At 71.7% G+C, this 13,836-nt stretch carries 14 protein-coding genes; 6 read left to right on the top strand and 8 right to left on the bottom strand.

Annotated elements, in window-relative coordinates; translation table 11 throughout:
• The first annotated feature begins 53 nt into the window (after positions 1–53).
• From ACQP2X_RS23460 to ACQP2X_RS23450, 3 genes are all read left to right on the top strand, one after another.
• A complete protein-coding gene (locus ACQP2X_RS23460) occupies positions 54–734 on the top strand; it encodes an alpha/beta hydrolase-fold protein (protein WP_498700259.1) in 681 nt (226 codons plus the stop codon).
• 59 nt (positions 735–793) lie between these two features.
• Positions 794–1,156: a hypothetical protein gene (locus tag ACQP2X_RS23455; RefSeq protein WP_498700258.1), complete on the top strand. Its 363-nt coding sequence runs from the start codon at positions 794–796 to the stop codon at positions 1,154–1,156.
• A gap of 105 nt (positions 1,157–1,261) precedes the next feature.
• Positions 1,262–2,107 carry an alpha/beta fold hydrolase gene (locus ACQP2X_RS23450; RefSeq protein WP_498700256.1) on the top strand — a complete coding sequence of 282 codons (846 nt, stop codon included), beginning with the start codon at positions 1,262–1,264 and terminating at the stop codon, positions 2,105–2,107.
• A gap of 136 nt (positions 2,108–2,243) precedes the next feature.
• Here the strand turns inward: ACQP2X_RS23450 and ACQP2X_RS23445 are convergent, their stop codons facing one another.
• The 3 genes from ACQP2X_RS23445 to ACQP2X_RS23435 are packed head-to-tail and all read right to left on the bottom strand — an operon-like array spanning position 2,244 to position 4,797.
• Positions 2,244–2,771 (bottom strand): GerMN domain-containing protein, encoded by a 528-nt coding sequence (locus tag ACQP2X_RS23445; protein ID WP_498700254.1) that lies wholly within the window; start codon positions 2,769–2,771, stop codon positions 2,244–2,246.
• A 20-nt stretch (positions 2,772–2,791) separates the two neighbouring features.
• Positions 2,792–4,117, bottom strand: a complete 1,326-nt coding sequence (locus tag ACQP2X_RS23440; RefSeq protein WP_498700251.1) for a sensor histidine kinase — start codon at positions 4,115–4,117, stop codon at positions 2,792–2,794.
• Positions 4,114–4,797 carry a response regulator transcription factor gene (locus ACQP2X_RS23435; RefSeq protein ID WP_498700249.1) on the bottom strand — a complete coding sequence of 228 codons (684 nt, stop codon included), beginning with the start codon at positions 4,795–4,797 and terminating at the stop codon, positions 4,114–4,116. Before ACQP2X_RS23435 ends, ACQP2X_RS23440 begins: the two co-directional genes overlap by 4 nt.
• 100 nt (positions 4,798–4,897) lie before the next feature.
• Between ACQP2X_RS23435 and ACQP2X_RS23430 the strand changes: the two genes are divergently transcribed.
• From ACQP2X_RS23430 to ACQP2X_RS23420, 3 genes are read left to right on the top strand one after another with little or no spacing between them, the layout of a single operon-like run.
• Positions 4,898–5,245 carry an SPW repeat domain-containing protein gene (locus ACQP2X_RS23430; protein ID WP_498700246.1) on the top strand — a complete coding sequence of 116 codons (348 nt, stop codon included), beginning with the start codon at positions 4,898–4,900 and terminating at the stop codon, positions 5,243–5,245.
• Positions 5,242–5,511 (top strand): GlsB/YeaQ/YmgE family stress response membrane protein, encoded by a 270-nt coding sequence (locus ACQP2X_RS23425; protein ID WP_498700245.1) that lies wholly within the window; start codon positions 5,242–5,244, stop codon positions 5,509–5,511. The genes ACQP2X_RS23430 and ACQP2X_RS23425 overlap by 4 nt, the downstream gene beginning before the upstream one ends.
• Positions 5,508–5,867, top strand: coding sequence for an STAS domain-containing protein (locus ACQP2X_RS23420; RefSeq protein WP_498700243.1), 360 nt, complete (start codon positions 5,508–5,510; stop codon positions 5,865–5,867). The genes ACQP2X_RS23425 and ACQP2X_RS23420 overlap by 4 nt, the downstream gene beginning before the upstream one ends.
• A 5-nt stretch (positions 5,868–5,872) precedes the next feature.
• On the opposite strand, the gene ACQP2X_RS23415 is transcribed toward ACQP2X_RS23420, so the two are convergent.
• The 5 genes from ACQP2X_RS23415 to ACQP2X_RS23395 form a co-directional block, all read right to left on the bottom strand.
• Positions 5,873–7,291, bottom strand: a complete 1,419-nt coding sequence (locus ACQP2X_RS23415) for an FGGY-family carbohydrate kinase (RefSeq protein WP_498700241.1) — start codon at positions 7,289–7,291, stop codon at positions 5,873–5,875.
• Positions 7,288–7,653 carry a thioredoxin family protein gene (locus tag ACQP2X_RS23410; protein ID WP_498700240.1) on the bottom strand — a complete coding sequence of 122 codons (366 nt, stop codon included), beginning with the start codon at positions 7,651–7,653 and terminating at the stop codon, positions 7,288–7,290. Before ACQP2X_RS23410 ends, ACQP2X_RS23415 begins: the two co-directional genes overlap by 4 nt.
• An 80-nt stretch (positions 7,654–7,733) precedes the next feature.
• Positions 7,734–11,903, bottom strand: coding sequence for an NACHT domain-containing protein (locus tag ACQP2X_RS23405; protein WP_498700238.1), 4,170 nt, complete (start codon positions 11,901–11,903; stop codon positions 7,734–7,736).
• Between the two features lie 77 nt (positions 11,904–11,980).
• Positions 11,981–13,150, bottom strand: a complete 1,170-nt coding sequence (locus ACQP2X_RS23400) for an NAD(P)-binding domain-containing protein (protein ID WP_498701013.1) — start codon at positions 13,148–13,150, stop codon at positions 11,981–11,983.
• 58 nt (positions 13,151–13,208) lie between these two features.
• Positions 13,209–13,757 carry an OsmC family protein gene (locus ACQP2X_RS23395; protein WP_498700237.1) on the bottom strand — a complete coding sequence of 183 codons (549 nt, stop codon included), beginning with the start codon at positions 13,755–13,757 and terminating at the stop codon, positions 13,209–13,211.
• Between the last annotated feature and the right edge of the window lie 79 nt (positions 13,758–13,836).

Here is a 13,836-nt window from a genome sequence, read left to right as displayed (position 1 = left end):
CAGCAGTTGCCGGATTGGCCGGTTACCGTAGCCGATCGGGTGATCCGGAGCCCGTGGTCCCGCACGCTCCCGTGGGCGACGAGCGCCTGATCCGGCGCGACTCCCGGGCCCGGGGCCGGCTGGTCGATTTCTACACCGCCGTGCCCGCGGGCCACGGCGACGGCCGCGGCCTGCCCGTCTGCCTGATCCTGCACGGCGGCTCCAAGACCGCCGCCGATTTCCCCGGGCTGGGCCTGGGCCGTTTCCTCACCGACGCCGTACGCCGGGGCGCGCCTCCGTTCGTCCTGGCCGGCGCCACCGGCGACCGCCTCTTCTGGCGGCCCGACAAGGGCGACGACCCGCAGCGGATGGTCCACGAGGAACTCCCCCGGTGGTGCGCCGCGCGCGGCTTCGACACCTCCCGCGTCGCCCTGTGGGGCTGGTCGATGGGCGGCTACGGTTCCCTTCTCCTCGCCGAGGCCTTCCCCGGTTTCGCCAAGGCCGTCGCCGCCTTCTCGCCGGCCGTGCGAAAAGGAGATGAGGTATTCACGTCAGTCAGTCATCTTCGTGGCACACCGGTCGGCCTGTGGTGCGGCGAGGACGACGGTCTTCTCGACGACGTGCAGGATCTCGCCGCTGAGCTGCCCGAACGGCCGGCCCGGATGATCACGGGGCCGGGGCGGCACAACTTCGGATATTGGTCGCGGTGCATACCCGAAGGGTTCGACTTCGTCGCCGGGGCTTTACGGGGCTGACGCGCCGTCCGTACCGTAAATGACTCAGAGCAACGGTCTCAACACGCTGGAGGACCCCCATGCGTCGTGCCGCCGCCGTACTCGCCCTCGTCCTCGCCGGTCTGTGGATCGCCTCGCCCGCGCAGGCCTTCGCCCACAACGCCGTGCACAACACCTACATGCACGCCCTCCTCGACGCGTTGACGCTGGTCGTGGTGTCGGCGCCGATCTGGACCGCCCTGCTGTGGAGCGGCGGGAACCGCTGGTGGCTGGCCGGCCTGATCGCCGTCGTGCAGATCCCGGTGGCGATCATCGGCTTCGTGCCGATCGCCAACCCGTACCTCCATCTCTCACTCTTCGTGATCGCCATCGCGCTGACCGGCGTCTCGCTGCGGGTCGTGCGGGCTCAGGCGCGCACCGCCGCAGTGGCCGCGGAACGCTGAGCGGGCCGGTGTCCGGGCCCGGAACAGGCCCGGACACCGAAAAAGACAGCCATGAGTGATCGATTTTTAACCTGCCCGTGAAGTCCGATGGCCGACAATGGGCGGGTGGTGACCGAGACGATGATGCCGGTCGACGGCATCGAGCTGTGTGTGGAGACGTTCGGCGAGCCGGGCGACCCCGCCCTGCTCCTCATCGCCGGCGCCGCCAGTTCGATGGACTGGTGGGAGGACGAGTTCTGCCGCCGCCTCGCGGCCGGCGGGCGGTTCGTGATCCGGTACGACCATCGCGACACCGGGCGGTCGACGTCCTTCCCGGCCGGCGCCCCGCCGTACTCCGATGTGGACCTGGCTCATGACGCGCTGGGTGTGCTCGACGCTCTGGGCGTCCATCAAGCTCATCTCGTCGGTCTTTCCATGGGTGGCCTGATCGCCCAGCGCCTCGCGGTCGAGCGTCCCCACCGGGTCCTGTCGCTGGTGCTGATGTCCTCCTCGCCCGGCCCCGGCGACGACGATCTGCCCTTGGGGGACACCGGCGGATCCGGCGAGAGCGACTGGACCGACCGCCGTTCGAGCGTCCGGAGCATGGTGGCGACGGCCCGGCAGCTCGGTGGGCCGTTCACCGCCGAGGATCCCCATCTGCGCCGGCTGGCCGAACGGATCTTCGACCGGACGCAGGACATGACCGCGTCCCAGACCAACCACTACTGCTGCGCCGGCGGCCCCTCCGTGCGGCACCGGCTGGGCGAGATCACCGTGCCCACGCTGATCCTGCACGGCACCCTCGACCAGTTCCTGCCCGGCGCCCACGCCAGGGCCCTGCGGGCCGAGATCCCCGGCTCGCGGCTGGTCTGGCTCGAGGGCGTCGGTCACGAGTTCCCGCCCGCGGCCGTCTGGACCCAGGTGATCGACGAGATCATCGACCAGGCCGGCCGCCGCACCCAGCCGGCTTGAGCGTCACACAACTGTCATACGGCGGCGGGTAAATGGTCATGTCCGGCGCGCAGCATGGTGTGCGGGACGGAACCCCACTCCGGTTCGCGTCCGGGCGTACCGATGCGGGCGCCCGGACGCGAACGCCCCTCACGCGTCAAGCGGGTGCGACCAGCGCCGCGTAGTCCTCCGAGGTCAGCGGCCCCTCGGTCAGCGTCCCGTCGGCGCGGGGCACTTCCAGCACCCGCCCCTCCCGCGTGAACGCCACGGCGGCGACATCGGGGCGCGCGGTCAAAGTGCACACCATCTGCCCGTACGCCAGGATGTCGTCCTTGCGGGCCTCGCCCTCGGACACCTCGACCGTCACCCGCGGGCCCGGCCCGGCCGTCGCGGTCACCGTGAGCCCGGCCAGCGCCGTCGACAGCCCGCTACCGCTCTCCTGCGCCGTCGGCCCGGTCACCAGGTCGTTCATCTGCTGCTGCACGCTCGGATAGGCCGGGGCCCGCCGCACCGACTGCACGAGCCGGTCGTCACGCACCAGGCACAGCACAGATGCCACCTCACCGGCCGGTGGCACCGCCGGGGCCCCGGAACTGTTCAACGGCGCCCGGGGCAGCTCGACCGGATGCGGCGAGTCCTCGGCCGGCACCCCGCACGACGCCGCGAGGGCAACCCCCAAAAGCATTCCCCATTTCCGTACGGGCTTCACGGCAGCTCCACGCGGAACCGCGCGCCCCCGCCGGGCCGCTCACCGACCGAGGCCGACCCGCCGTGCGCCGCCGCGTGCTCGGCCACGATGGCCAGCCCCAGCCCGGTGCCGTCCCCGGCACCGCGCGCCCCGGCCGCCGGTCCCCGCACGAAACGGTCGAAGATCGTCGCCCGCAGGTCCTCCGGAACGCCCGGCCCGGCGTCGTCCACTTCCAGAAAACCCTTTCCCACTCGTACGGCGACAGGCCCACCGCCGTACCGGACGGCGTTCTCGATCAGATTGCCCAGCGTCTGTTCCACCCGCCGCGCGTCCACCCGCCACTCCCCCGGGTCCTCGCTCTCCACCATGCCCGGGTCCAGGCCGTGTGCCCGCACGACCCGCTCGGCCAGCGCCACGATGTCGGTCGGCTCCCGGCTCACCGGCTGATCGCTGCGGGCCAGCTCCAGCAGGTCGCCGACCAGCTCCTGGAACCGGTTCACCTCGGCCACGATGAGCCCGACGGCCGCCGCCGACCGCTCGTCCAGGCCGTCCCTGCGGCGGTCGACCACGCTGACCGCCGCCGCGAGGGTCTGCAACGGTGAGCGCAGCTCGTGGCTCACGTCGGCCGCGAACCGCCGGTCGCGCCGCATCCGCCGCTCCAGCTCGTCGGCCATGTGATTGAACGACGCGGCCAGGGCGGCCAGGTCGGGCTCGGTCTCCGGGTCGAGCCGGGTTCCCAGATCGCCGTCGGCGATGCCGCGGGCCGCGTCGGCCACCGCGCCCAGCGGCCGCAGGGCGTGCCGGGTGACGTACCAGCCGACCGCGGCCCCGCCGGCCGCCATCATGATCGCGACGGCGGCCAGGACCAGCGCCAGCACCTGGAGGGTCCGTTCCAGCTCGCGCTGGGCCACGATCTCGTAGAACACCGTGTCGGCGTCGAGCGGCACCGCGATGACCAGGGCCGGCGTCCCGTCGCGGCGGATGCGCTGTGCCGCCGCCTCGCCCCCGGCCGCCATCTCCTGCAACGCGGCCGGCACGGCGGCGTGGGCGTCGGTGTCGGCGGTGCGCGAATACCAGCGCCCGGCCCGCTGCACCATCACGTAGCGGTCGCCGCCGGCGTCGAGCGAGCCCAGCACGTCGGCCACGTTCGAGGCGCCGCCGCGCAGGCTCGCGTCGACCAGCGCGGCGTCGAAGTAGGCGGCCCGCACGGCCGTCCGCTCCCGCTCGCGGAACAAAGTGCTGCGGGTCAGCTCGTACGACACCACGGTCACACACACGGACAGGGCGAGCGCTCCCACGGCGAACGCGGCGCTGACCCGGGTCCGGAGACCGGCCCGCCTCACGGCTGGAGCTTGTAGCCGAGCCCGCGCACGGTCACCAGGTGGCGGGGCGTGCCGGGCACATCCTCGATCTTGTGGCGGAGCCGCCCTACGTGCACGTCGACCAGGCGCTCGTCGCCGACCTCGTAGCCCCAGACGCGCTGGAGCAGCTGCTGGCGGGACAGCACCTGGCCCGGGTGGTCGGCGAGCTCGCAGAGCAGCCGGAACTCGGTGCGTGTCACGCGCACCTCGGCCCCGTGGAGGCGTACCTCTCCGGCCTCGGGTCTCAGCTCCAGATCGCCGAAGGCGAGCGTCCGCGTGGCCGGCGCCGACGGCGAGGGCGCCCGCCCGCGCCGGCGCAGCGCCCGCAGCCGCGCCGCCAGCTCCTTGACCGCCACCGGCTTGACCAGATAGTCGTCGGCGCCCGCCTCGAGCGCGGCCACGATGTCGTGCGTGTCGTCCCGGGCGCTGATCACCACGATCGGCACGTCGTCGTCGCGGCGCAGCCGGCGGATGCACTCGAACCCGTCCATGCCCGGCAGCATCAGGTCGACCAGCACCGTCTCGGCGCCGACCCGCCGCTGCTCGGCCAGCCCGTCCTCGGCGGTGGCGACGGCGTGCGCGGTGTATCCCTCGTCCTCCAGGGCCAGGCTCAGCGACAGCCGGATCCGGTCGTCGTCCTCGATCAGCAGCACGGAGGTCATACCCGCATGATGCCCGGTCGCGGCGGCAGCGGCACGTTCGTACCCAAGGATCTGTGACCTTGTCATGGAACCGTCAAATACGTCGGTCACCGTGGATGACATGACAGCCACCAGCGTTTTCACGGTTCTGGCCGGGGTGTGGATCGCGCTGACGCCTCTGTTCGCCCCCGACCTTTCGGCCTATGCGGCCACGAGCGACATCGCGACGGGCACCGCGGTCGCCGTCCTGGGCCTGTTGCGGCTGCTGAGGCCGAGGCGGACGGCCGCGCTCGGCGTGATGCTGACGCTGCTCGGCGCCTGGCTGGTGGCGGCGCCGTTCGTGCTCGGATACGGCCACCACCCGGCCGTGGCCTGGAACAACGTCATCATCGGCGTCCTGGTCGTGATGTTCTCGGGTGTGAGCGTGGCCGCCATGCTGTCACCGGCCCGGCCGGCGTCCCGCTCATGACCGTCAGCAGCCTCGTGACCGCTCTGCTGGTCGGCGCCGCGCTGGGCGCCGGCGCCCGCTGGCTCGTCCCCGCGACCCGGGGCGTCCCGTTCTGGGTGCCGGTGGCCGTGGCCGTGGGCGCGGCCGTCTTCGCCACGGTCGTGGCCCGCTTCGCCGGCGTGGACACGTCGGGCGTCGCCCCGGTGGAGGTGGTCATGCAGGTCGTCTTCGCGGGTGGCGGCATCGCCCTGGTGGCCGGGACGGCGGACCGGCGGTACTCGCGATGACGACACCACCGGCCCACGGCCCCTCCTACTACGTGCGGACGCTGGGCGACACGGCGGTGGTGACGCCCTTGACCGACCTGGACGCCACCCTGGCCGACCACCTGCGCGACGACCTGATGCGGGCGGCCGCCGACCACCCCCACGTGGTGGTCGACCTGCACGCCGCGAAGTTCATCGACTCGGCCGCCCTGGGCCTGCTGGTCCGGGCCCGTCAGGAGGCCCGCCAGCACGGGGCGACGTTCGCCCTGGTGGCGCCGTCACCCTTCGTGCAGACGGTCCTGCACACCATGCGCCTGGACCGCGCCTTCCACAGCTATCCCGACCGGGACACAGCCTTGGAGCAGCTGGGCGCCTGACTGTCTCACGCCCGCGCCTCGGCGACGAAGCGCTCGAACATCGCGTCGTACGAGCCGCCCCCACCCGCCACGGCCTCCGAGGCCAGGGCGGGCGCCGCTCCATGCCCGGCGCGGGCCAGGGCGAGCAGGGCCGCGCCGGCGGCCACCGTCTCCGGTTCGCGAACGACACGGACGCCGCCCGCGAGGGTGCGGGCTTTGACGCGCACCCAGTCCGGGTTGACCGCGACCGGGCCACCGAAGAGGTAGACAGCCGGCTCCGGCCCACCGGTCACGCGGAGCTCCGGCCGGGCCGCCAGGCGCAGCTGCTCGGTCAGCATCCAGCGCGCGTGCAGGCTGAGCCCTTCCAGCAGCGCCTTGGCCAGCTGGGCGGGGTGATGCTCCGGCCGCCGCCCCACCACCCGCGGGCGGGCGGCGGGATCGGGCGAGGGCGTCTGCCGTCCCGCGAGGTAGGGCAACACGATGACACCGGTCGGCTCGTCCCCGAGCGAGGCCACCCCGGCAAAGGCGTCTCCCTCGTTCTCCCGCCACCAGGCGATCGCGGCGCCCGCGCTGGCGGAGCCGGCGAGGAGGGCCCGGTGCCCGCCCTCGACGGTGAGCACGACACTCATCCCGGCCCGGCCGGCCTCGACGGGAGACGGGTGACCGCCGGCCACCGTCATGATCGCCTCAGCCGTGCCGACCGAGTCGGCCACGTCGCCGGGCGTGCGCACCCCACAGGCGTACGCGCCCACTTGATGATCGTGCCCCGCCACCACGACCGGCGTGCCGGCCCGGAGGCCGCAGGACACGAAGACCGGGTCGCGAACCACGCCCGCGACCTCACCGGGGGCGATCACCGCCGGAAGGTGCGAGGGACGAAGGCCGACCTCGGCCAGCAGATCCGCGTCGAAAGCCCGCGCGAGCGCCTCCCCCGCCGCGGGAAGCCGGTAGGCCATGCTGCGCCCGGCGAGGGTGTGATCGGTCGCGAGCCGGCCGGTGATCTGAAGACAGGCCAGGTCAGCCGCGCCCGACCACGCCGCCATCGCCTTCCACACCGACGGCCGATGCGCCCGCAGCCAGGCCAGCTTGGCCAGCGGGACCTTGGCGCTGGGCCGCACGCCGGTGGCCCCGATCAGCTGCTCCCGCCCGAGCCGCCGGGCCAGGGCGTCCGCCGCCGCTCCCGCTTCCTGTTCATGCCACCGCAGCCACGCCCCGAGAGGCTCCCCGGACGCGTCGAGCGGCACCCCGGTCTCGGCCATCGAGGCGATGCCGACCGCGTCCGGCGCGGCCCGCCCTTGAAGCACCCGGTCGATCAGCCCGGCGAGCGTCCCCTTGAGCTCCCCCGGTTCCGGTGTGGGCGCGGACGCGACGGCCCGCACCCGGCCGTCGTCGACCAGCGCGACCTTGGTGTTCGTGGTGCCGATGTCGATGCCGAGCCCGATCAAGCTTGCGACGCGGCGTCGAGCTTGGCCCGGACCTCATCCATGTCCAGCTCCTGAACGGCCGTGATGACCTTCTCGAGGGCCGCCCCCGGCAGGGCGCCCGGCTCCGAGAAGACCATGACCCCGTCCCGGAAGACCATCAGGGTGGGTATCGACGAGATGCCGGCGATGGCCGACAGCCGCTCCTCGGCCTCGGTGTCCACCTTGGCGAAGACGATCTCCGGGTGCTGCTCGCTGGCCTTCTCGTAGACGGGAGCGAAGCTACGGCAGGGCGCACACCAGTCGGCCCACCAGTCGACCAGCACGATCCCGTCCCCGGTCACCGTCTGCTGAAAGGTCTCCTTGGTCAGATTCATCGTGCTCATTCGTGCTGTCCCCTTTCGTGGCGCACCGGCAGAACGAAAGGCCAGGGAGGGAAATTCCCGGCCCGCCCGACGGCGGCCCCCTAGCCGCTTCCAGCAGCACAGATACGGTGGTACCCGATATTCGCCGCCAGATGCTTCCAGCGGTCTCTCGACAGCGCCTGGTGGTTGACGATCCGGCACGCCGCCTCGTGCGCGTCGGACGGGCCCTCCGGCAGCGGATCCCAGCTCTTCATGACCATCATGAGACCGGGACCCGAGAGGTAGGGCCCCGAGTAGCCCGTGAGGAACAGTCCCCACCGGTTGTTGTCGCTCGTGTAGTGGTACGGCGACTCCACCGTGCGGACCGTCGGTCCTTGCATCCGCGTCGGTGTCCGGGAGATCAGACGGGCCCCGGCGCTGGTGAGCTCCCACTGCTCGGTCAGGCCATCGGTGCGGTCGATCGAGACGTGATTCTCGTCCGCCCAGGTGGCATCGGCGGCGCCGCCCTCGCCGATCTGGACTCGCTGGGGAGGGCTCTCCTCCATGCGGTAATAGGCGGCGCGCCCGGCGTCGTCGACGACAAGCAGCCGGCGTTCGGCATCATCGGACTTCACCGTCTGGCCCAGGGCACGGACCGGCAGACGGTGGATCTCCGGAGTCTCGCCGCGGAGATCCCAGTATTCGACGGACAGATTCTCTCGGACGATGACGAGAAATCGTCCCCGCGTCGGCTGGACCTCGCGGATCTGTGTGCCCAGGTCGATGATCCGCGGTTCGGCCCCCCGCAGGTCGTGAAGGGTGCCGACCCCGGCGTCGTCGGTCACGGCGAGCCATTTGCCGTCCAGGGCCAGGTCACCGTCGCTCTCCTCCGGCGTTCGGGCCACCTTGCGCGGGGGCGAGCTGTCGAGATCCCAGAACTCGTACCAATCCTCCCGCTCGTCGACGCCACGACTTCTGTCCTCGAAGGCCACCACGGCAGCAGCACCCCTGAACTCGAGGTCGTTCGTCTCGTCGTCGAAGGGACCGAGGCCGACGGATCCCTGGTCGCCGATCATGTCGACAGCTTCCATGGTGCCGTCGGCCTTGCGCACCGCGGCCCACCGGCCGGACCGGCCGAGGCGGGCGTCCACGATGTCGGACCCCAGTGGCCGGGGGCGCCGCAGGACATCGTCCACGTCCCAGAGCCAGCCCTCGCCGCCGGGCGACTTCGTCACGACGTATCGGTCGTTCGCGTCGAGCACGGAGATGCCGTGGTCGAGCCGGAGATCCGCGATGCGCGGGGTGCCGCCGGCGATGTCCAGCAGTTGCATGTCACCGTTCCGGAAGGTCAACGCGGCAAAGCGATCGCTCGACGTCGAAGTGATGTGCTCCACCTCGTCGACGATGTGCCTGCGTGCCGGGGCCGCGGCGCTCAGAAGCCAGCCGTCCACCGACCCGGTCACGGTCAGCGCGATGATCCAGTCGCCCATCCAGGTCAGGCCGGCGGTGTGCGCCCACTCGGTGTTGTCACCGTCTGCTCGCATCCTCAGAAAAGCGGTCAGCTCCTCGGCGGCGCTCGGTTCGGGGTCGATCTCGGCGGCCGCGATGCGCAGTCGCAGCGCGTCGTCCGGCGCCGCGCGGTGCACGGCGTCGGCGCGGTAGGTCAGCTGGCGGGCCGCCAGATGCAGCTGTTTGGCAGCGTGCCGCGACACCCCGTCGCGGATGCCGGGCAGCAGCACCACGCCCGCGGTCGCGGGAACCAGGACCACCGCGGCGATCGTCGCACCGATCCGGTACGCCCGCTGGGTCCGCTGCTCGTCACGCAGCTCCGCCACGTCGGCGTACTCCCGGGATTCGGGAAACTCGGGCGATTTGGGGTCCGGGGGGAAGAGCTCGGCGAGGTGACGCTCCAGGCGGTCGTGGCGGAACTGATACGACGCGCCTGATCGGCGGAGCACACCACGGGCGTGCGCGTCCTCCAGGAAGGCGATGGTGTGCCACGGCAGCCGGCCGCACGCGGACAACCATGACCGGCTCACGGCGAACGTGGCCCACGGCGAGCCCCCGCCGATGAGCACCGCCACGAACACCGCGAGCCCGCCGAGGACGCCGGCCGGGACCGGGGACCGCAGCGTGTAGTCCGCGAACTGGAAGAGCCCGACATCGAGTGTGGCGAGATAGGCGCACGCCGTGGCGGCGGAGATCCCGGCGCAGGCGGCGATCGTCAGCGAGATGGTGCGGTCGGCTCGCAGAACGGTACGGGCGGAGACCGCAGCACCCTCGTCCGCCGGCATGGCCAGCCATCGTCCGACGCCGACCGGAACGCCCACCGCCGTCGCGATCGCCAGCGCGGTCCAGATTCCGGTCGCGGCGCCCGCGTGGGTGACCGAGTCCCAGATGCTGACCCCGAACTCGTCGTGCGCCTGGTTCAGACCGCCGACCAGCGCCACCAGCAGGCCGATCGGCCCACCCAGCAGCAGGCCGAGGCCGAGCGCCGAAGCCAGCCGCGGGATCAGGGCGGACGGCTGCCACGCGGGACGAGCCGGGATCGTCGAGCGCCAGAGGCTGAGCGCGCTCACGGTCAGGCTGATCGCGGCGGCCACGGCCGCGGCCGTCGTGGCGTTGCGCGCGTAGGTGAGATTGTCCCAGTCGCTGTTCAAGTCCCACTTGGGGATGAAATAGCTGCCCGCGGTGAGCGCCACGGACGCTGCCAGGGCATCGCGGGCGGCGGTGGCCAGGATGGCGGGGGCCACCCCGGGGCCACCAGGCGTCCACGGCCGGCACTTGACGCCCCGGATCGCCAAGAGGGCGGCGAGGACACCGAAAGCGAGGCCGAACGAGACGAAGATCCAGAAATTCACCAGCCGCGATTCGGGGAAGGGCCGCACCAGACATCCGGCCGCGGCGGACACGCACACGGTCACCGCTCCGATCGGAATGGCGATCATCTGCGTCGGCGCGATCTGTGCGAGCTCCCACCATGCGAGCACCGGTTGGTGAAGGCGCTTCTGCAGATGACGCGCCATCGTCCCGAGCCATCGGGTCGCCTTCGCCGCGCTCTCCGGATCGGGATATACCGTGGGCAGGAACTGGCTCAGCAGATGGCTTTCGATCTCTTCGCCGGTGCGGAACGACAGCAGCTCGCCCGGGTCGCGGCCGGGTGAGCGGTACGCGCTGCGCGCCAGGAAGATCATGAGCGGGGTCGACAGGGCTGCGGCCAACGGACCCTCCGGCCGATTCCGGAGGGCATCGTCGACCCGCGACCATCGAATCCGGTCCCGACCTGAGTCCCCGGCCAGAAACGCCATCGCCTCGGCCCCGGCGACCGGGCCGATGGTGATCTCCGAGGCCATCGGCAGTCGCCGGCCCGCACGGAGCAGCGCCCGGTACTCGGTGTCCCGGCACGTGATCACCATACGCAGGCCGTACACCCCGGCGGCATCGCCGAGCAGCCGCAAAGCCTCGTCCCGCAGCGTGTCCGCTATCTCGTCGAGCCCGTCCAGCACCAGCACCAGCGCGGCCTGGTCGAACAGCCACTCGACGGCGGCCTCGCCGTTGCGCCGGGCATCGGCCAGCTCGGGCGCCGACTCGTAGATCTGCCGTGTCACCCACGTGCGCACGCTGTACTCGTCCGGCCGCCAGGACCCGAGGGACAGGAACACCGGGACGGGCTCCGGTGCGGCCGCGGCGTTCCCGTCGGTTTCGGCCGCTGACGACCGGCGCCGATCGTCCAATGCGGCCTGAGTGAACAACATGGCCAGAACTGTCTTGCCGGAGCCGGGCGCTCCCCTGATGACCAGCCGGCCTTCCGGCATCCGGCGAAAGGTCGCGGCCAGCGGGGCGGCCGGTAGGGCCCCCGCCGACAGGTCGAGCACGCCGCCGGCGTCGAGCGGCTCGGTCGTCCCGGATGACGATTCGGCCCGGGCGGCGCTGTTCTCCCAGTGCACGGCGATCGGGGCCGACAGCAGCCGTCGAGAACTCAGCTCGTTCTGCACTCGAGCGGCCGACCGCAACGCCAGGGTGGTCGCCGCGTTTCCGTAGAGGATGCTCAGATCACCGTGGCTGGGCGCGGCTCGGCGGCCGAGCACCACCGTGACGATCGAGGCAGCCAGCGCCGCGGCGCCGAGGAAGGCGGACGTGACGCTGGCCAGGGAGTCAGCCGTGGACAGAGCCGTTCCCCGGCTGCGCACCAGGACGACCAGCACCACCCCGACCGAAACGGCGAACCCGAGCAGGGACACCACGAGGACCGTCGTGGTCCGCCGTCGCCGACCGCCCGCGCCGATGGTCATGCTTCATGATGACCGCCGACGTCCACGACCGCACCGTGACACCGGCCGTGATCGCGAACCCTGCAGGCGGCCGTCCATCAACGATCGGTGAGGTCCTTGGCCAGGTGGTCGATGACCGCGCGGGCGTCGTCCTCTATGCCGTTGATGAATGATGAGCGGCGGCGGCGCAGCATCGGCAACCCCAGGGCGTAGAGGCCGGGAGCGTCGACCACGCCGCCCTCGTGGCGCAGACGCCCCTTGTCGTCGACGACGGGGACGTCCAGCCAGCTGTAGTCGGGGCGGAAACCTGTGGCCCAGACGATGGTGGAGATCTCGCCGCTGGTCAGGTCGAGCTTCAATCGGGTCGAGGCCGGGACCGCCGTGGGCTCGAAATCCACCGGATCGGTCACGCCGGCCCACTCGTCGAAGCCCGTCAGCAGGCGCTTCATCTTCAGGTCGGCCAACGAACACACGTTGCGCAGGCCGCCCGAGAACAAGGCCACCCCGTCGCGGACGGCGGCCAGGCGGCCGACCATCTCGACGCCGAGGCCGGTCAAGGTGTTCAGGTCGAGCGTGTCACGAGTGGGGCTGCCGACCAGCTGCGGTGACGGCAGGCGGCGGGCCCGGTTCAGGTCGTCCACCTCGTCCCAGCGCTGGTCCCACACGCCCGAGGCGTCCATCCACCACAGGACGTCGCGGTCGCGGTGCAGCCTCGGGAGCCGGACGTGCTCGCCCACCGACAGGACCACCGGGCGGCCGGAACGCTGGATCTCGGCCGCCAACTGCACGCCGGTGGCCGAGGCGCCGACCACCAGCACGCCGCCGTCGGGCAGGGCGGACGGGCCTCGATAGTCGAGCGGCGTCATCTGCGTCACGGTGGCCGGCACAGCCGTACGGAAGGAAGGGGTTGTCGCGACGTTGCAAGCGCCGCTGGCGATGACGACGGACCGGCACTGCAGGTCGCCCTGGCTGGTGGAGATCTGGTAGCCGTCGCCGGTCGGGCGCACCGAGAGCACCTGAGTCGACGTGCGCACGGGGGCGTCGATGACGCGGGCGAAGCGCGCCACCAGGGACGCCACCTCGCCCGACGTCATGTAGCCGTCCGGATCGGGACCGTCGTAGTCGAGGCCGGGCAGGCGGCTCAGCCAGTTCGGGGTGAGCAGGCGCAGCGAGTCCCAGCGTTCGCGCCGCCACGAGTTGGCCACCTCGCCCCGTTCCAGGACGACGTGATCGACCGAGCGGCCGGTGAGGAAGTGGCTCGCCGCCAGGCCGGCATGGCCGGCGCCGACGACGACCGTGGTGACGCGTTCGATGATTCGGCCCGCCTCAGGCGACTTCGACGGTGACGTTCGTCGGGTTGGTCAGGGCGTCGTAGACCGCCGAGCGCTTCTGCGACTGGGCGACCAGGGCCTCGATCTCCTCCTTGGAGGCGTCGGCGTCGATGTTGAAGGTGACCTTGACGTCGTTGAAGCCGTTGCGGACGTCGCTGTCGGCGCCGAGGATGCCGCGGATGTCGTGGGCGCCCTCGACCGTCGACTCGATCGAGCGGACCTGGATGCCGCGGTTCTGCGCGACCGAGGCCACGCCGGCCGTCAGGCAGCTGGCCAGGCCGACGAGCAGGTATTCGATCGGGGTGATGCCGTTGTCCTCGGCCGCGAAGACCTCGGGGTGGTCGGCCGAGAAGACCGACTCCTTCTTGTGGGTCTGCTCCTGGCCGAGGCCGAAGAACTTCTGCACGGTGGCGGTGCTGTGCACGCCCTTCTCCCACTTGGAGGTGGCGCGCCAGGTGAACTGGGCCGCCTCGGGGGCGCCCTTGAGCGCCTCGCGCGCCTCGAGCAGCGCCTGCACGTTCACACCGTTGTCGACAACCGTCATGATCGAATTGCCCCTTTCAATATAATCCCGATAGGGATTCCCGACAAACATACTGGCCTGCGCAGACGGCGTATAGATA

It is taken from the genome of Actinoplanes sp. CA-131856 (assembly GCF_050956135.1).
Lineage (GTDB): Bacteria > Actinomycetota > Actinomycetes > Mycobacteriales > Micromonosporaceae > Actinoplanes.
This window is presented reverse-complemented; position numbering and strand designations above follow the sequence as displayed.